Below are 16,046 nucleotides of genomic sequence, written 5' to 3' on the forward strand. Positions count from 1 at the left end.
CCTCATCCGATCTCGAAAGGGATGGGGTCCGTCTCAAGCGCCTATGGAATGGCGCCATGCCATGACAACGATCCATCCGGCGACCAGCATATAGGTCGATGGATAGCGCAGGCCGACGAGAAGGGCGGCAAACATTGCCACCTTCGTGTCCCAGCCACCGATGAAGAAGGCGGGTGCGACGAGGGTCGTGAGTACGGCGGCGGGCACGGCATTCAGCGCGGCTTCGACACGCGGTGGAATGCGGGTCATCTTGACGATCAGGATATAGCCGCCGATGCGCGTCAGGAAGGTCACCACCGCTGCAGCCGCAATCAGCAGAACCATATGCGAATTGAAATCGAACATGGTCAGACCTCGTGACTTTCGTGCGCGAGATCGGGTTTGCGGTTCGCTTTCACCGGCGGCAGCAAGGCCGCAAGCGTGACGCCTGCCAATGCGCCGATGCTGACATGCCAGGGCGAGCCGACATAGCGATGGGCGATGGCTGATGCTACGGCACTGACCGCCACGACAGGCAGGAAGTTGTCGCGCGTGCGGAAGCCCATGACGATGCCGAGGAAATAGACCGGCAGCAGAATGTCGAGGCCGATCGCTTTGGGATCGCCGATGAAACCGCCGAGAAGGCCGCCGATCAGGCTCACCACCACCCAGGGAATATAGATTACCGCCGCAAAGCCAATGTACCAGGCGAAGGTTACGGGCTTGCCGCTTTCATGGCGCTTGATCGTCTCGGCGAATTGCGGGTCGACCAGCAGGAAGAAGGTGAAGAATTTCTCCACTGCGGAAAAGTGCCTGATGTAGCGAGCGATCGCCGCCGAATAGAGCACATGGCGGAAGTTCACCGCCAGGATCGACAGCACGATGAGCCAAGCCTGAACATTGTGGCCGAAGAGGTCGATGCCCACCATTTGGCTGGCGCCGGCATAGACGGTGCTGCTCATCAGGGTTAGTTCGCCAAGGGACATGCCCTGATCGCGCGCCAGCGCGCCGAAAAGGGCGCCAAAGGGTGCAGCAGCGAGGCCGACGGGAATGCCGCCCTTCAAGCCTTCAAGAAATTCCGCGCGACTCATGGTCCGCTTTGTCCTTTGTGGGAAATCCGGCGCTCTCGCCAAGATGTCGTGTCGAGGGCGGGCATTCCGCATGGAAGCAACGATGGTTGCACCCTTGCGCATTTGCTGCCGCGCGGTTCAATGGCCGGAGGTGTAAGCCGTGCCTTTAGAGCCAGCAATTGAATTTCCTTGATGGATCAATTGATTTCCTTGATCCAGCACTTGGAGCCGCTCGCAAAAATGGGAGATGGAAAGATGAAGAAGATCACTTTTGCGAAGGAGGAGAAGGCAGCCATGGTCGCCCGCCTTCAGCGCTATTTCGCCGACGAGCTGGATCAGACGCTCGGCTCGTTGCCAGCCGAATTCCTGCTCGATTTCTTCACCGCAGAGATCGGGCCTTACTACTACAATCAGGGCTTGCGGGATGCCCATGCAGCATTGATGAGCAAGATGGAGGATTTCGGCGAAGCGATCTATCTTTTGGAGAAGGAGCCGGCCAAGAGCTGAGGGCGGTTCACTTTTTTGGCTGAAACGTATGCTCAATAGCCGGGAAAGTGCGGGCCTTCACTTCCTCGGCATATGCTTCAGCCGCTTTCGAGATCATGGGCGCCAGCTCTGCGAAATGCTTGACGAAGCGCGGCTTGAAATCGTTGAACAGGCCGAGCATGTCGTCGGAAACGAGGATCTGGCCATCGCAGGCGGCAGATGCACCTATGCCGATGGTGGGAATGGCAACGGCGGCGGTAATCTCGCGGGCGAGCGGCTCGATCGTGCCTTCGATCACCATTGCGAAGGCGCCGGCCTCCGAGATCGCCTTGGCGTCACGCCGGATCTTGTCTGCTTCCTTGTCCGAGCGTCCAAGCGAGCGATAACCGCCGGTCGTATTCACCTGCTGCGGCATCAGGCCGACATGGCCGAAGACCGGAATACCGCGAGAGGTCAGAAAGGCCACGGTTTCAGCCATTTCCTCGCCACCCTCCAGCTTCACGCCATCGCAGCCGGTTTCCTTCAGGATGCGCGCGGCACTGCGGAATGCCTGCTCCTTCGATTCCTGATAGGAGCCGAAAGGCAGGTCGACGGTAACGCAGGCATGATTGGCGCCACGCATGACGGCCTTGCCGTGGGCGATCATCATCTCCAGCGTGACGCCGACGGTCGTTTCCATGCCGTAGAGTACCATGCCGAGAGAATCGCCCACGAGAAGCAGGTCGCAATGCGGATCGAGCAGACGGGCGATCGGTGTCGTATAGGCCGTCAGGCTGACGATCGGGCGCGTGCCCTTCATCGCCTCGATGGCGGCGGGCGTTATGCGCTTGGCATGTCCGACAGTGCTCATCTCAGGCGGCCTTTTCGTTGTTTGATGGCTTGCGGCCGATGACCCGGTTGTCTAGCAGACGAGTGGTACCGATGCGGACGAACAAGGCAATGAGGATTGGCTGCCCCTGCAGTTTGCTCAATGGTTCCAGCGTTTCAGGATGGCGAACGGCGGCGACTTCCACGGTCGCGAGCGGCTCCTTTTCGATGAAAGCGCGCAGCGCCTCTTCGAGTGCGGCGGGGTCATTCACCCCGAGATCATATAGTCGCTCGGCTTCCGCCAATGCCTTGGGAATGATGACGGCAGCGGCACGCTCTTCCTTCGACAGGTAGACATTGCGCGACGAGAGGGCCAGGCCATCCGCATCGCGAACGGTCGGCACCGGTACGACCCGGACAGGCTGGGCCAGATCCTCGACCATGTGGCGGATGATCGTTACTTGCTGATAATCCTTCTCGCCGAAATAGGCACTGTCGGGCAGGACGATATTGAAGAGCTTGGTGACGACGGTGGCAACCCCGGCGAAATGGCCCGGGCGAACCGCGCCTTCCAGCTCCGCGCCAAGTTTCGGCACATCGACCACTGTTTGCATTGGACGCGGATACATATCCGTGACGCCAGGTGCGAAGAGATAGTCAACGCCGGCATCGCGCAACATGGCGCTGTCGCGTTCGAGATCGCGCGGATATTTCGCCAGATCCTCATTGGCGCCGAACTGCAGCGGATTGACGAAAATGGAGGTAACGACGACGTCGTTCTCGGCCTTAGCGCGGGAGACGAGTTCCATGTGGCCGGCATGCAGGTAGCCCATGGTAGGCACCAGGCCGGTGCGCCTGCCGGCTTTGCGGTGTTCGCCAAGCCGTTCGCGTAGAGCGGCTATCGTGTGAACGATCTCCATCGTGGCACTCCTCCCCAAGCAATTCGTTTCCGCATTGCCCGTTTCCATCCCTAAAAATTGCCGGGACTTCTAACGTGTGCAATGCAGAAAGGCAATTCGTCCGCGGCCGGCCAACCAAGGCGATTTAATCTCCGCTATCGCGCTCCAAATAAAATCGCTCTCCCAAGCGGTGCCTGAGAGAGCGAAAACGAGATAATGCTGTCTTGGGTAGGCTAGACGGAGCGCATCAGGCCGCCGTCGACCTTGAGGTTTTGGCCGGTGATGTAACCAGCACCATCCGAGGCGAGGAAGGCGACGGTGGCGGCGATCTCTGCGCTGGTGCCGTAGCGCCGCATCGGCACGCTGTCGCGGCGTTCTTCGGTCGCCGGCAGGCTGTCGATCCAGCCGGGTAGGACGTTATTCATCCGCACATTGTCGGCGGCGTAGGTGTCGGCGAAAATCTTCGTATAGGAGGCAAGGCCAGCCCGGAATACCCCCGAGGTCGGGAACATTGGCGACGGCTCGAATGCCCATGCCGTGGAGATGTTGATGATCGCGCCGGTTTTCTGCTTCTGCATGATGGGGGCGATGAGGCGTGTCGGACGGATGACGTTCATGAGATAGACATCGAGGCCGGTGTGCCATTGCTCGTCGGTAATCTCGAGGAGCGGGGCGCGCGGGCCGTGGCCGGCGCTGTTGACGAGCACATCGATGCGCGCCCATTTTTCCATCGTCGCATCGACCAGGCGCTTGAGATCGTCGTTAGATTGGTTGGAGCCGGTAACGCCGATACCGCCAAGCTCCTGAGCCAGCGCCTCACCCTTTCCGGAGGAGGAGAGGATGGCGACATGGAAGCCATCGGCGGCAAGGCGCCTAGCGCTTGCAGCGCCCATGCCGCTGCCGCCCGCTGTGATAATAGCCACTTTTTCTATCGACATCTGTGCTTCCCTTCTCGTCTGGCTCCCGCAGGATCGATTGCCCTAAATCTACCGATGAAATATCATCTTCTTCGCGTGAGGGCCAAGCAGCTAAACTCTTATCTGTCAGTAGAAAAACTATCGCATGAATGGTTCACCGGGTAAACTTCCCTCCCTGAATGCCTTGAAGGCATTCGAGGTCGCTGCGCGCCATTGCAGTTTCAGGCTGGCGGCCGAAGAGCTCGGAGTTACGCAGGGTGCGGTCGCACAGCAAGTCCGCGGGCTGGAAGCCGAGCTGGGCGTAAAGCTGTTCGAGCGGATGCCGCGGTCTTTGGTGCTAACGGGCGAGGGGCGGGGCTATATCGCCGATATCAGGCGCGCTTTCGAAATCATCGCTCAAGCGACCAGCGATCTCGAGCCGCAACCCGTAAGGCTCACCATCAGCACCACGCCGACATTCGCATCGAAATGGCTGATCCCGCGCCTGCCGGATTTTACGGCTCGTCATCCCGATCTCGATCTTCATATCCTGGCCACGGACCGTATGTCGGGCTTTCAAGCGGATGGAGTGGATCTTGCCGTTCGATATGGGCGACCGCCTTTCGGGCCGGGGTTGGCGACCGAACTGCTTTTCGAGCAAGAGATCATCGCCGTTTGCAGCCCGACGCTGCTGCATCACCGAAAGTCACCGAAGACGGCGGAAGAGCTCGCCGACTATGCACTTCTCCATGACGCCCATAATTCCTGGCCAGAATTTATCGACAAGCATTTCGGGCGGGCAGTCCACGCCTCCTATAAAGGGATCAGCTTCAACCAGACATCGCATGCGATAGAAGCGGCCATTGCGGGGCAGGGAATCGTCCTCGCCAACCGCGATTTCGTGGCGCGAGATATGGTGGAAGGCCGTCTAACACAGGTTATCCGGGGGTCGCTAAGCGGTCCATCCGACTTCTATCTCGTCTGGCCGCGCTATCGCAAATCCGCAGCGCTTGAGACGGTGATCGACTGGATGAGGGGAGAAGCGAGCAGGAAATAGCGGATACCACTTGGTGGTGCGACCGTGGAAGTTTTCATCGCTGGAAGGCCGCAGGCTGGCAAAGTGGCGCATCAAGCGTGATCGCGCTGCCGAGTGCTGCAATTGCCCCTCCGGGGTTAGCGCTTTCCTCAATCTTTTCCTGTTAGCTGCCGCTATGGCAAAGATCGTGGCGTTGGCGGCATATTTCTATCAGGCGGCGGTGGCTTTCGGGCTGCTGATCGCGGTGGCACATCTGCTGGCTCCGGCGGACTATGCGGCCTATTCACTGTTTATCTCGATCAGCCAGTTTGCGGCGATCCTCTGCTTCGAATGGGTTCGCTTTGCCTGCAGTCGCTTCTATCCGGGGCAAGGGCCAGGGAGCGAGGCACTGGAGCGCAAGGCGCTGACGGTAGAATTCGCGGCATGCTCGGCAATCTGCCTGATCGCCGCTTCCGTCTCGATCCTCTTTTCGGTCTCGGCAGAGATGGCCGTGCTTGGCGGCCTGGTTGCGATCTTCCAGGGCGGGAGCGATCTGCATCTCACCATGCTGCGCTTCCGTCAGGAATTTCGCGTTTTTTCGCGGCTGCAGGGGTCGCGCGCGACGATTCTGGCAATCGGCACGCTTGCGGGCGCTGCCGTTGCTCAGACTTTCACGTGCACCGTCATCGGTCTGATGGCCGGCTATCTTGCTTATGGGCTCCTTGCCGCTTTTCTGAGCCGCAACAGTCTTCACGAGGCGGCTTCGTTCGAGAAGGCGCTGGTACGCAAGCATTTCGTCTATGGCAGCGTTGCCGCGAGCGCCTCCATTATCGGCATGTTGACGCCGTTGGGATTGAAATCGATTCTCACGGCCACGCTGGGAGCGGGTGGCGCTGCCGGCGCACTTCTGGCGCTCGATTTGCTGCAGAGACCCTTCGTTCTGATCGTCTCTGCGCTGCAGGCCATTCAATATCCCGATGTCGTCACGACCTATGATCGCGATGAGCGAACCCCTGCCTTTGCCAAGCAGCTTGGGGAATATTACTCGCTGCTGACCGGTTTGACGCTGATGACCGCCGCCGGCATTTTCGCGCTGCTACAGCCGGTCGGGCAATTGGTCATTGCCGCCGGTTTGCGCAAGGAGTTTCTTGCCGTCGCCCCCTTTGTCATCGGCCTTGCGATATGCCGCGCGCTGACGGCCAACATGATGCCCACCCCGGCGCATCTGCAGCATCGGCTATTGACGATCTTCCTGCTCGCGGCGCTGGATTGCGCGCTGCTGAATGCGGGCACGCTCATCGGCGGTTATCTCGGTTCCTTCTGCGATGCTGGCCTCATGGCCGGCGGCATGATTGGCGCGCTTTGTGCCATGACGATTGGCGTCAAGGTGATGATGTCTCTTGCCTTCGATTTCGTCTGGCCGCCCGTCGTTCTGTCGGGCATCGGGCTGGCCCTGCCGGTGCTGGCAACTGCCGGTTTTGGCTATTCGCTCTGGATATCTGTGGCTATCGGCGTTGTCGGGGGCGCGCTCTTCTGCCTGCTCGGCCTCTACAGCTATTTCGTCACCATGTACCGGCCGCAGTCCCGGTCCTGAAATCTCTTAGAGATCTTCCAGAATGGACAGGACGCGATCTGCGCTGCCATCCCAGGAGAAGCGCGTAACGTTCTCATGGCCGCGTCGACGCAGATCCTGGCGCAATGTCTCGTCCGTCGCGATCCGCCGCATGGCGGAGACAAGTTCCTCCTGTCGGAAGGGATCGAAGTAGAGCGCGGCATCGCCCGACGCCTCACGCACGGCAGGAATATCGGCGGCAAGGACTGGGCAGCCCTGGGTCATCGCCTCCAGCGGCGGGATGCCGAACCCTTCGTAAAGGCTCGGGAAAACGAAAGCTGTGGCATGGCGCTCCAGGGCAGCGATTTCTGCATCGGCGAGCCTGCCGGGGAAGAGCATGCTGTCGCTCGATTGCTGGTTGTCCGATTTGAACACGGTCGGTGCGGAGCCGCCGACGACCACGAGCTTCTGATTGATATCCTTGAGCGCCTCGAAAGCGCGAATGGCGAAATCGAGGTTCTTGTTCGGCTTCATCGTGCCGACGAGTAGGAAGAAGCCGTTGGTTTTCAGACCAAGCCGCTGCATGACGGCCTCATCCGGCTCGATGGCGGCATAATGATCGACGGCATTGTAGACGACATCGATACCAGTCGATGGCACCCGGAATACCGAGGCGAGCTCCTGCCGCGAGAATTCGGAGACGGTACCGATCTTAGCGGTGCGCGTCAGCACGGTTCCAAGGGCGCCATGCAGCAGGCGGTAGCTGCGCTTGAAGGACTGCGGATGGCGGAAGATCGTCACGTCATGGATGACGACGGCCTGGCGGCGATGCAGAAGTGGGCCGCTGCCGCCAAAGCCGATCAGGCGGCTGCCGCGCGAGTGCGAAAGCAGCGATGTTTGCTCCCAGAGATGGCCGGGGCCGGAACCGAAACTATCGATTTCTATCGCCGAAAGCCTCATGTCGACAGGCGTATTGCGCGGCACCGCCAGACGCCAGCGCACCTCTTTCAGAGAGGCAGGCAGCGCGCCTGAGGAGATCTTGCGATCAAGCGCCAGGGTCAATTCGCGCGCAAAGCGCTGTACACCGGACAGAGGCTGGCCGAGAAAACGCCCGTTGATGACAATCGACTGCACGCTAAAGATCCCGATATCTTATTGATGGGACATAGCTTGCACCATTTTATTTAGAGAAGGTTTAGCTTGCTTCGCGCGATTTTACGCAAGCGCGTCCTTGCTGCTGGCAATGGTGACGCCGCGGGCTCGCATCTCGTCGATTGCCGATTTGACGCCGGCGGGATCGATGCCTCGGCTGGCATCTTCGATGAAGCGGACTGTGACGCCGGGCAGCATTTCAACGGCATCGAGCGCCGAGAACTTGACGCAATAATCGGTTGCCAGCCCGCAAAGGTCGAGTTCGGTGACGCCTTTGTTGCGTAGATAGGCGGCCAGTCCGGTGAGGGCAGCCTGATCGTTGTCGCGGAAGGCGGAGTAGCTGTCGACGGCGGGATTCTGGCCTTTTTGCTGAATGAAATCGACGGCGGCCATATGGAGGTCGGGATGGAAGGCTGCGTCTTCCGTATTCTGAACGCAGTGGTCGGGCCACATCATTTGCGGCTTGCCTGACAGTGTGCCGATCTCAAAAGGTTTTTTGCCTGGATGAGTGGAAGCGAAGCTGCCGTGACCGGCCGGATGCCAGTCCTGCGAGGCGACGATGAGATCGTATTGGCCGCTGTCGATGAGCTTATTGGCGACGGGCACCACCTGGTGTCCCTCTGGAACTGGAAGGTTGCCGCCAGGGCAGAAGCCGTTCTGGATGTCGATGAGCAGCAGCGCTTTCATGAGACCTGTCCTTCCGTTTTGTTGCGCTGCACGATGCCAAGTGGCGCGCTTCGGATCAAGCCTTTTGCGCCCCGCCGATGAAGGCGGCGAGGCGCGATGGTTTGTGAAGGCTTATGCCGGCTTGTGGCCCTTGAGCCCATAGAAGGCAATGTAGATGTAGCAGATAATCGGCATCAGGAAGGCCAGGTGGATGCCGATCGTATCGGCAAGGCCGCCCTGGATAACAGGCAGGATCGCGCCGCCGACAATGGCAAGGCACAGAATGCCCGAGCCCTGGCTCGTATATTTGCCGAGACCGTGCAGCGCGAGGCTGAAGATCGTCGGGAACATGATCGAGTTGAAGAGGCCGATCGCCAGCACGGCCCACATGGCGACATGGCCTGTCGTCAGCACCGTCACCAGCAGGAGGATGATCGCGGCGACAGCATTGAAGGCAAGCGCCTTGCCGTCATCGATGTGGCGCATGATTGCCGAGCCGACGAAGCGTCCGACCATGGCGCCGCCCCAGAAATAGGAGACGTAATGGGCGGCATCGGCCTCTGAGAGATGAGCGATATCCGGCTGACTCAGGAAGTTGACCAGGAAGCTGCCGACGCTGACTTCCGCACCGACATAAACAAAGATGCCGACAGCGCCGAGCACGAGATGGCGGTATTGCCAGGCAGAGCCGCCGCCGCGCATTGGCTCGATGGTCTCCTCATCCTCGACTTGCGGGAGTTTCAGCGCCGCAAAGACGGCCGCGAGTACCAGGAAAGCGGCGGCAAGGAGCAGATAGGGGAATTTGACCGCGCCGGCTTCCGCAAGCCGCATGGCGTCGAGCTGTTCCGGTGTCGCGTTGGTGGCTGCAACAGTCGCGGCAGACAGGATCAACATCGCGCCGAAGTAGGGGGCAATCGTCGTGCCGAGCGAGTTGAAGGCCTGCGTCAGGTTCAGGCGGCTGGCGGCCGTATCCGGAGGTCCCAATACGGTGACATAGGGGTTTGCGGCAACCTGCAGGATCGTGATGCCGGTGGCGAGCACGAAAAGTGCGCCCAAGAAAAGGGCGTAGACGCGATACGTGGCGGCAGGAATGAACAGGGCGCAGCCGACAGCCGCGATCGCAAGGCCGACGACGATGCCCCATTTATAGGTGATGCGCTTCACGAGTGTGCCGGCAGGCAGCGATATGATGGAGTATGCGCCGAAAAAGCAAAGCTGGATGAGCATTGCCTGCGTGTAATTGAGCTGAAAGACGCTTTTCAGGTGCGGGACCAGAATATCGTTCAGGCAAGTAATGAAGCCCCACATGAAAAAGAGTGAGGTGAGTGCGATAAGCGCGAATTGGTAATTGCCCTGGCCTTGGTGTGCGGATGCACGCGCGCTGGTGGGCGCAGAGCTTGTTGCTGAGCCAGCCACTTTTTTATCCTCGGTTCTTGTTGTTGCCAGGCTTCGAGATTCGAGCCGGACGAAAGCCCGAACGGGCCGAAAGAAGAGCTGGCAGCGGCTTGCCGAGATACCGCGGGAAACGCAGAATCCCGAAGCCGCTTCAATCGATATAATCGATTGGTCCGCTATTGGTAGCTTGCTAGGCATGCGGATTTTGCAATGCTGCAATGCAATCACTTGCAAGAGCGGAATGTCTGCGGATGTCAGTCGAGCCTGTGCAAATAGCCGAGAACGGCGCGTTTCACGCGCAGAGCCAGCTGGTATCTGTCCTGGTCGCCATGCTCCCCGGCGGCATCCACCATTCCCTTGATGATGGCGACCACGTCGCGACTCGCCACATCGATATCGGCCTGCGGCGGCAGATCCGGCCGCAGCAGGGTTGCGCGGGTGAGCTCGAAGAAGCGCCTTTTGACCGCTTCGGTGGCGGCATCCAGCGGCAGGCGCGCTTCCTCGAAATCGAGCAAGCGGGCTAGCGCCGGCCGGCGAAGCTGCTGCTCGACGCAAGGGAGGATGAGCGCCGACAAGGCCTCGCTGCCCGTGGGCTTGTCGGCGGCAATTTCCGCCTCTGCGACGAGACGCGAAGTCTCGCGCAGGATCAAGGCTCCGATCAACGCATCCTTGCGCGGAAAATATTGATAGAGCGAGCCGACACTGACGCCGGCCTTTTCTGCAACGGCATTGGTGGAGAAGGCCTCATGGCCGTGCTCCTCCAAAATGCGAGCTGCAGCCTCCACGATCGCCTCGACTGTTGCGAGCGAGCGGGCTTGTCTTGGCGCTTTTCTCGGCGCGGCGCGGCTATGGAGAGGGCCTTCGGACATGTTCCTGGAATGCGAGTAGCAAAAAGCGAATTATCGCTCATATTACAGTTCGCAACCCAACGAAACAAGCGTTTAAGCGACATGCCGGGATTGAGTGCCCGGGCATGGTCGACAACGCGTGTGCGAACGACAAGGAGATTGACGCATGCCCAACGAAATTAGAACGGCGATCGTAACCGGCGCATCCAAAGGGATTGGGGCAGCCATTGCGAGGCAGCTTGCCGAAGACGGCTTTCAGACCGTCGTCAATTACGCATCGAGTTCCGGAGAGGCCTCCGATGTTGTTGCCGGCATCACGGCGGCAGGCGGCCGCGCGATTGCAATCCGTGCCGATGTTAGCGACGCCGCGGCAATAACGGCATTGTTCGATCGCGCCGAAGCGGAATTCGGAACGGTCGACGTGCTCGTCAACAATGCCGGGATCAGCAAATTCTCGCCGCTGGCTGAGGTCTCGGATGAGGATTTTCAGCAGCAAATCGCCGTCAATCTGACAGGCACTTTCAACGGGATGCGAGAAGGGGCGAAGCGGGTGCGCGATGGTGGCCGCATCATCAATCTTTCCACGAGCATCATCGGTCACTATTCCCCCGGCAACGGCGTCTATGCGGCGACCAAAGCGGCGGTGGAGGCGATGACCCATATCCTAGCCAAGGAACTCGGCACACGCGGTGTCACGGTCAATGCGGTCGCGCCAGGGCCGATCGCTACCGAATTGCTGTTCAAGGGGCGATCCGAGGCATTAATCCAGCGGCTGATAAACGATATTCCGCTCGGGCGCCTCGGGATTCCTGACGACATCGCCCAGATCGTATCGTTTCTGGCCGGCCCGCGGAGCGGCTGGGTCAACGGCCAGATCATCAGGGCAAATGGCGGACGCAACTGAGATCGAGTAGCGCGAGGTGCAGAAGCCTTTGCGGCAGAAGGATCGTTTCTTGCCACAAATCGCGACACCGAATGATGCCACTGCGAGACCGGGACTGTCTCGTAGTGGCTTTCCCGTCGCTCCGTTGCGGGCTCAATCGAATGCCAATCCTTCCTCGGCGATGGACTTCCGGACGGCCTCCCGTTGTCGCACGCGGCCGTACCAAGCCTCGAGATTATGCAGCGCGTCGAAGTGGATGCCGGCTTTGTAATAGGATTTCAACCACGGAGCCTGACCCCATCCTGTCAATGCAAACAGATAAGCGTCGGCAACCGTGAATCTGTCGCCCATCAGGAAGGGACGATCGGCGAGATGCGCGTCGATCCATTGATATCGCTTTTCAAGCTTCGGCCTAGCGGTCTCGACATAGTTTCCCGCAAGCCGCGCATAGAGAAGCGGAATGAACCCCTTGTGGATTTCCGTCGACAAGAAACCGAGCATTTCCTGCAGCTTGTAGCGCTCCATCGTGCCGGCGGCTGGTGCCAATCCAGCCTCAGGTTTCAGGTCGGCCAAATATTGCACGATCGCCGGTCCCTCCCGCAGAAGATTGCCGCCGCCGAGATCGAGCAGGGGGACATAGCCGTGCGGGTTGAGGTTGTAGAAATCGAGGCCCGTTTCGGTCTTGTGGCTGGCGTGGTCGACTTTGATCAGATCCACGTCCAGCCCAAGTTCGTTGATGACGATATGGGGCGAGAGTGAGCAGCTTGCGGGCAGATAGTAGAGCTTCACGAGGGGTCTCCGTGGTGTTTCCGGTGCCAGCTTTCGCTCGGAAAGACTGGCGCGGAACCATGTAATCTCCACGGTATAGAATAGTAAGAACGGAAAAGTTTGACATCTAGGTACAAAAATTATACCATCGTGCACATGAGGTATGCGCGATGAAAAAGACCGTAACTGGCTGCTCCGTCGAGGAAGCGATGCATTTGCTGGGTGGCCGCTGGCGGCTGCTGATTGTGTCCTATCTGGTCGATGGACCCCAGCGCTTCAACGAGCTGAGGCGGCTGATGCCTGGCATTTCGCAGAGGATGCTGACGCTTGATCTGCGCGCGCTGGAGGAGGCGGGCCTGATCCGGCGGACGGTCTATCCGACGATTCCCGTGAAGGTTGAGTACTCGCTGACGGAGGATGGGCGGCGGCTGGAGAAGGTGGTGGCCGTGGTGAAGGAGTTTGGGCTGTGGCTCAAGGATCGGGATGCGCAGGGAATTGAGGAGCCTGCGGCTTCACCAGAGCTCGTGGTATAAATCCCGCCAATCCGGATTTGTCTTTTCAATCAGCTCGATCTTCCATTGGCGATACCAGCGTTTCAGCGATTTTTCGCGTTGTATGGCTGAAACGATGTCGGCGTGGTCTTCATACCAGACGAGCCGTGTGCATCCGTATTTCCAAGCAAAGCCCGGTGTTAGGCCTTCACGATGCTCGTAGATGCGGCGCTCGAGATCAGCGGTGACGCCGATGTATAAAGTGCCGCGTTTGTGGTTGGTGATGCTAGCGGAGAGGATGGGCGTCAAGAGGCTATTGGCGGGAGGTGAGCTGCTTCGCAAAGAATGCGCTTGCGTTTGCCACCCTATTATACCCCACGCTCCGTCATCCTCGGGCTTGACCCGAGGATCCAAGTACAAGCCTTGATGTTTATGCAAATTAGATCGCTGTGCGTGCCGGCAGCGACATCTACATTACATGCTTGCTTGTGAGTGATGCATTCGATGGGAGCGCTTGTGCGTGGATCCTCGGGTCAAGCCCGAGGATGACGGAGTGTGTGGGTGGGAAGGATATCCACAATCAGCCTAACCGTTGATGGCCACCCTCTGGTCCCAAACCAGATAGCCTTGCCGATTAAACCCTCTCCACAAACCCATCCAGCACGCGCTTCTGCCCGGCGCGGTCGAATTCGATCGTCAGCTTATTGCCCTCGATCTCCGACACATTGCCGTTGCCGAACTTGATGTGGAAGACGCGGTCGCCGATGGCGAATTTGGAGGGTTCGGAGGAGGTGGATTTGGCCACCAGTTCGCCGTCGATGGTGCGCACCTTGGGACCGCTTTCGCCGTAGCCGATGCGTTCGACGGCGTGGCCGGAGCGGCTGCCCCAGTTGTCGCGGGTCGCATCGTTGCGGTTGGCCTGGGCGCGCTTCCAGCCGGGGGTGGAATAGGTGTTGGCGAAGGGATCGGCCTTGTCGAAACGGGACTGGCCGTAGCCGCCGCGGCCATATCCGCCATAGGATTGCTCTACTTCGGCGACCTGAACATGCGTTTCCGGCAGTTCGTCGAGGAAACGGGAGGGGATCGTCGATTGCCAGAGGCCGTGAATGCGGCGGTTGGAGACGAACCAGATGTGGCAGCGGCGCTTGGCGCGGGTGATGCCGACATAGGCGAGGCGGCGCTCTTCCTCGAGGCCGGCGCGACCGCTTTCGTCGAGCGAGCGTTGATGCGGAAACAGGCCTTCCTCCCAGCCGGGCAGGAACACGGTGTCGAATTCCAGACCCTTGGCAGAGTGCAGCGTCATGATGGAGACGGCGTCGAGATTTTCGTTCTGCTCGGCATCCATAACAAGGGCGACGTGTTCAAGGAAGCCGCGCATGGATTCGAAGCTGTCCATGGAGCGGATGAGTTCCTTGAGGTTTTCCAGACGTCCCGGCGCTTCTGCCGATTTGTCGTTCTTCCACATGTCCGTATAGCCGGACTCTTCGAGAATCTGCTCGGCAAGCTCAGTATGCGGCGTGTTTTCGAGCAGGCCCTGCCAGCGGCGGAAGGATTGCACGACGTCGAACAGCGCCTTGCGCGCCTTCGGCTTCATCTCATCCGTCTCGATGATGTCGGCCGCTGCCGCCAGCATCGGGATATCGCGCACGCGGGCGTAATCATGCAGCGCACGGACAGTGGTGTCGCCGAGACCGCGTTTTGGCGTATTGATGATGCGTTCGAAGGCGAGATCGTCGGCCGGCTGGCAGACGAGGCGGAAATAGGCCATGGCATCGCGGATTTCGAGGCGCTCGTAGAAGCGCGGGCCACCAACGACGCGATAGTTCAGGCCGAGCGTGACAAAGCGGTCTTCGAACTCGCGCATCTGGAAGGAGGCGCGCACGAGGATGGCGATGTCGTTGAGATTGTGCTTGTTGCGCTGCAGCTGCTCGATCTCTTCGCCGATGGCGCGCGCTTCTTCCTCGGAATCCCAGGAAGCGTGCACCTGCACCTTGATGTCGTCCGGATCGGAGCGGTCGGTGAACAGCGTCTTGCCGAGTCGGCCCTCATTATGGGCGATCAGATGCGCGGCGGCGCCGAGAATATGCTCTGTGGAGCGATAGTTGCGCTCGAGCTTGATGACCTTGGCGCCCGGAAAATCCTTCTCGAAGCGCAGGATATTGTCCACTTCCGCGCCGCGCCAGCCATAGATCGACTGGTCGTCGTCGCCGACGCAGCAGACATTCTGCGACTCGCCTTTCTGCCGCTGCGCCAGCAGGCGCAGCCACATATATTGCGCCGTGTTGGTGTCCTGATACTCATCAACCAGGATGTAGCGGAAGCGCTGGTGATAATCCTTGAGGATATCAGGATTCTGCCGGAACATATTGATCGGATGCAGCAAAAGGTCGCCGAAGTCGCAGGCGTTCAGCGTCTTCAGGCGGTTCTGGTAGGCGGCATAGAGTTCGCGGCCCTTGCCGTTGGCAAAGGCGCGGGCGTCACCTTCCGGAATATCGGTGGGGCTCAGGCCCTTGTTCTTCCATGTGTCGATCATGCCGGCAAACTGCTTGGCCGGCCAGCGCTTGTCGTCGAGCCCTTCGGCCTGGATCAGTTGCTTGATCAGGCGGACGACATCGTCGGTATCGAGAATGGTGAAGCTGGAGGTGAGGCCGACCAGTTCGGCATGGCGGCGCAACAGCTTGACACCGATGGAGTGGAAGGTGCCGAGCCATGGCATGCCTTCGACTGCGCCGCCGACCAGCAGCGCGATACGTTCCTTCATCTCGCGAGCCGCCTTGTTGGTGAAGGTGACGGCGAGGATCTGGCTGGGGAAGGCGCGGTTGGTGGACAGGATATGAGCGATGCGAGTGGTCAATACCCGTGTCTTGCCGGTGCCGGCGCCGGCAAGCACCAGCACGGGGCCGTCGAGCGTTTCCACGGCTTCCGCCTGTTCGGTATTGAGGCCTGAGAGATAATCGGGCCGGCGGCCGCTGTCGCGTGCTGCCATGGCGCGGGCCGCAATGCCGCCGCCAATGCTGCCGGCAGCCGGCGCGGAACGGCGCGGCGCCACGTGCTCCGGCTCCTCGTCAAAGAAGGGAATATCGTCATGTCCAATGGTCATGCCGCCCAATGTAATGATTCTACCCCGAAAGGCAAAAGA

General features: G+C 59.9%; 17 protein-coding genes. 5 read left to right on the forward strand and 12 right to left on the reverse strand.

Annotation, left to right across the window (positions count from 1 at the left end):
• Positions 1–33: 33 nt before the first annotated feature.
• The gene (locus FBZ97_RS04420) at positions 34–345 is read right to left on the reverse strand and encodes an AzlD family protein (RefSeq protein ID WP_113390616.1); all 312 of its coding nucleotides are present in this window, start codon (positions 343–345) and stop codon (positions 34–36) included.
• 2 nt (positions 346–347) lie between these two features.
• The gene (locus tag FBZ97_RS04425) at positions 348–1,070 is read right to left on the reverse strand and encodes an AzlC family ABC transporter permease (RefSeq protein WP_145316751.1); all 723 of its coding nucleotides are present in this window, start codon (positions 1,068–1,070) and stop codon (positions 348–350) included.
• Between the two features lie 234 nt (positions 1,071–1,304).
• Between FBZ97_RS04425 and FBZ97_RS04430 the strand changes: the two genes are divergently transcribed.
• Positions 1,305–1,556: a DUF2164 domain-containing protein gene (locus FBZ97_RS04430; RefSeq protein WP_145316753.1), complete on the forward strand. Its 252-nt coding sequence runs from the start codon at positions 1,305–1,307 to the stop codon at positions 1,554–1,556.
• Positions 1,557–1,563: 7 nt separating this feature from the next.
• On the opposite strand, the gene panB is transcribed toward FBZ97_RS04430, so the two are convergent.
• The 3 genes from panB to FBZ97_RS04445 all read right to left on the reverse strand — a co-directional run bounded on the left by panB (position 1,564) and on the right by FBZ97_RS04445 (position 4,179).
• Entirely contained in the window at positions 1,564–2,385 is an 822-nt protein-coding gene (panB, locus tag FBZ97_RS04435) for a 3-methyl-2-oxobutanoate hydroxymethyltransferase (protein WP_113351981.1), read from the reverse strand.
• Between the two features lies 1 nt (position 2,386).
• Positions 2,387–3,262, reverse strand: coding sequence for a pantoate--beta-alanine ligase (gene panC, locus FBZ97_RS04440; RefSeq protein WP_145316755.1), 876 nt, complete (start codon positions 3,260–3,262; stop codon positions 2,387–2,389).
• Between the two features lie 212 nt (positions 3,263–3,474).
• Positions 3,475–4,179 (reverse strand): SDR family oxidoreductase, encoded by a 705-nt coding sequence (locus FBZ97_RS04445; protein WP_145316757.1) that lies wholly within the window; start codon positions 4,177–4,179, stop codon positions 3,475–3,477.
• A 124-nt stretch (positions 4,180–4,303) separates the two neighbouring features.
• Between FBZ97_RS04445 and gcvA the strand changes: the two genes are divergently transcribed.
• Both gcvA and FBZ97_RS04455 read left to right on the forward strand, forming a co-directional pair.
• Positions 4,304–5,194 carry a transcriptional regulator GcvA gene (gcvA, locus tag FBZ97_RS04450; protein WP_145316759.1) on the forward strand — a complete coding sequence of 297 codons (891 nt, stop codon included), beginning with the start codon at positions 4,304–4,306 and terminating at the stop codon, positions 5,192–5,194.
• 13 nt (positions 5,195–5,207) lie between these two features.
• On the forward strand, positions 5,208–6,746 hold the full coding sequence (locus tag FBZ97_RS04455; protein WP_246661691.1) for a hypothetical protein: 1,539 nt from the start codon (positions 5,208–5,210) through the stop codon (positions 6,744–6,746).
• 6 nt (positions 6,747–6,752) lie between these two features.
• Here the strand turns inward: FBZ97_RS04455 and FBZ97_RS04460 are convergent, their stop codons facing one another.
• The 4 genes from FBZ97_RS04460 to FBZ97_RS04475 form a co-directional block, all read right to left on the reverse strand.
• Entirely contained in the window at positions 6,753–7,838 is a 1,086-nt protein-coding gene (locus tag FBZ97_RS04460; protein ID WP_145316761.1) for a glycosyltransferase family 1 protein, read from the reverse strand.
• An 81-nt stretch (positions 7,839–7,919) separates the two neighbouring features.
• Positions 7,920–8,543 carry a bifunctional nicotinamidase/pyrazinamidase gene (gene pncA / locus FBZ97_RS04465; protein WP_113390620.1) on the reverse strand — a complete coding sequence of 208 codons (624 nt, stop codon included), beginning with the start codon at positions 8,541–8,543 and terminating at the stop codon, positions 7,920–7,922.
• A gap of 111 nt (positions 8,544–8,654) precedes the next feature.
• Positions 8,655–9,938 (reverse strand): sugar MFS transporter, encoded by a 1,284-nt coding sequence (locus tag FBZ97_RS04470; protein ID WP_145316763.1) that lies wholly within the window; start codon positions 9,936–9,938, stop codon positions 8,655–8,657.
• Positions 9,939–10,171: 233 nt separating this feature from the next.
• Positions 10,172–10,786 (reverse strand): TetR/AcrR family transcriptional regulator, encoded by a 615-nt coding sequence (locus FBZ97_RS04475; protein ID WP_145316765.1) that lies wholly within the window; start codon positions 10,784–10,786, stop codon positions 10,172–10,174.
• A gap of 145 nt (positions 10,787–10,931) precedes the next feature.
• On the opposite strand from FBZ97_RS04475, the gene FBZ97_RS04480 reads away from it, so the two are divergent.
• The gene (locus FBZ97_RS04480) at positions 10,932–11,669 is read left to right on the forward strand and encodes an SDR family oxidoreductase (RefSeq protein WP_145316767.1); all 738 of its coding nucleotides are present in this window, start codon (positions 10,932–10,934) and stop codon (positions 11,667–11,669) included.
• Positions 11,670–11,801: 132 nt separating this feature from the next.
• Here the strand turns inward: FBZ97_RS04480 and FBZ97_RS04485 are convergent, their stop codons facing one another.
• Complete coding sequence (locus FBZ97_RS04485) at positions 11,802–12,437, reverse strand: glutathione binding-like protein (RefSeq protein ID WP_145316769.1); 636 nt, start codon at positions 12,435–12,437, stop codon at positions 11,802–11,804.
• A gap of 149 nt (positions 12,438–12,586) precedes the next feature.
• On the opposite strand from FBZ97_RS04485, the gene FBZ97_RS04490 reads away from it, so the two are divergent.
• Positions 12,587–12,949, forward strand: coding sequence for a helix-turn-helix domain-containing protein (locus tag FBZ97_RS04490; protein ID WP_145316771.1), 363 nt, complete (start codon positions 12,587–12,589; stop codon positions 12,947–12,949).
• Here FBZ97_RS04490 and FBZ97_RS04495 read toward each other — a convergent pair.
• Together FBZ97_RS04495 and FBZ97_RS04500 are read right to left on the reverse strand one after the other, a co-directional pair.
• Positions 12,929–13,207 carry a GIY-YIG nuclease family protein gene (locus FBZ97_RS04495; RefSeq protein ID WP_145317594.1) on the reverse strand — a complete coding sequence of 93 codons (279 nt, stop codon included), beginning with the start codon at positions 13,205–13,207 and terminating at the stop codon, positions 12,929–12,931. The genes FBZ97_RS04490 and FBZ97_RS04495 overlap by 21 nt on opposite strands.
• A 334-nt stretch (positions 13,208–13,541) precedes the next feature.
• Positions 13,542–16,007, reverse strand: a complete 2,466-nt coding sequence (locus FBZ97_RS04500) for a UvrD-helicase domain-containing protein (RefSeq protein ID WP_145316773.1) — start codon at positions 16,005–16,007, stop codon at positions 13,542–13,544.
• Between the last annotated feature and the right edge of the window lie 39 nt (positions 16,008–16,046).

Origin of the sequence: Rhizobium sp. ERR 942, assembly GCF_007828395.1 — a bacterium.
In the GTDB taxonomy this organism is placed as follows: domain Bacteria; phylum Pseudomonadota; class Alphaproteobacteria; order Rhizobiales; family Rhizobiaceae; genus Rhizobium; species Rhizobium dioscoreae.

Bases quoted from the DNA above. Each gene is read 5' to 3' on its own strand.
- panC (WP_145316755.1), bottom strand. From the start codon at position 3,262: ATGGAGATCGTTCACACGATAGCCGCTCTACGCGAACGGCTTGGCGAA.
- FBZ97_RS04445 (WP_145316757.1), bottom strand. From the start codon at position 4,179: ATGTCGATAGAAAAAGTGGCTATTATCACAGCGGGCGGCAGCGGCATG.
- FBZ97_RS04480 (WP_145316767.1), top strand. From the start codon at position 10,932: ATGCCCAACGAAATTAGAACGGCGATCGTAACCGGCGCATCCAAAGGG.
- FBZ97_RS04425 (WP_145316751.1), bottom strand. From the start codon at position 1,070: ATGAGTCGCGCGGAATTTCTTGAAGGCTTGAAGGGCGGCATTCCCGTC.
- pncA (WP_113390620.1), bottom strand. From the start codon at position 8,543: ATGAAAGCGCTGCTGCTCATCGACATCCAGAACGGCTTCTGCCCTGGC.
- FBZ97_RS04475 (WP_145316765.1), bottom strand. From the start codon at position 10,786: ATGTCCGAAGGCCCTCTCCATAGCCGCGCCGCGCCGAGAAAAGCGCCA.
- panB (WP_113351981.1), bottom strand. From the start codon at position 2,385: ATGAGCACTGTCGGACATGCCAAGCGCATAACGCCCGCCGCCATCGAG.
- FBZ97_RS04430 (WP_145316753.1), top strand. From the start codon at position 1,305: ATGAAGAAGATCACTTTTGCGAAGGAGGAGAAGGCAGCCATGGTCGCC.
- FBZ97_RS04420 (WP_113390616.1), bottom strand. From the start codon at position 345: ATGTTCGATTTCAATTCGCATATGGTTCTGCTGATTGCGGCTGCAGCG.
- gcvA (WP_145316759.1), top strand. From the start codon at position 4,304: ATGAATGGTTCACCGGGTAAACTTCCCTCCCTGAATGCCTTGAAGGCA.
- FBZ97_RS04500 (WP_145316773.1), bottom strand. From the start codon at position 16,007: ATGACCATTGGACATGACGATATTCCCTTCTTTGACGAGGAGCCGGAG.
- FBZ97_RS04490 (WP_145316771.1), top strand. From the start codon at position 12,587: ATGAAAAAGACCGTAACTGGCTGCTCCGTCGAGGAAGCGATGCATTTG.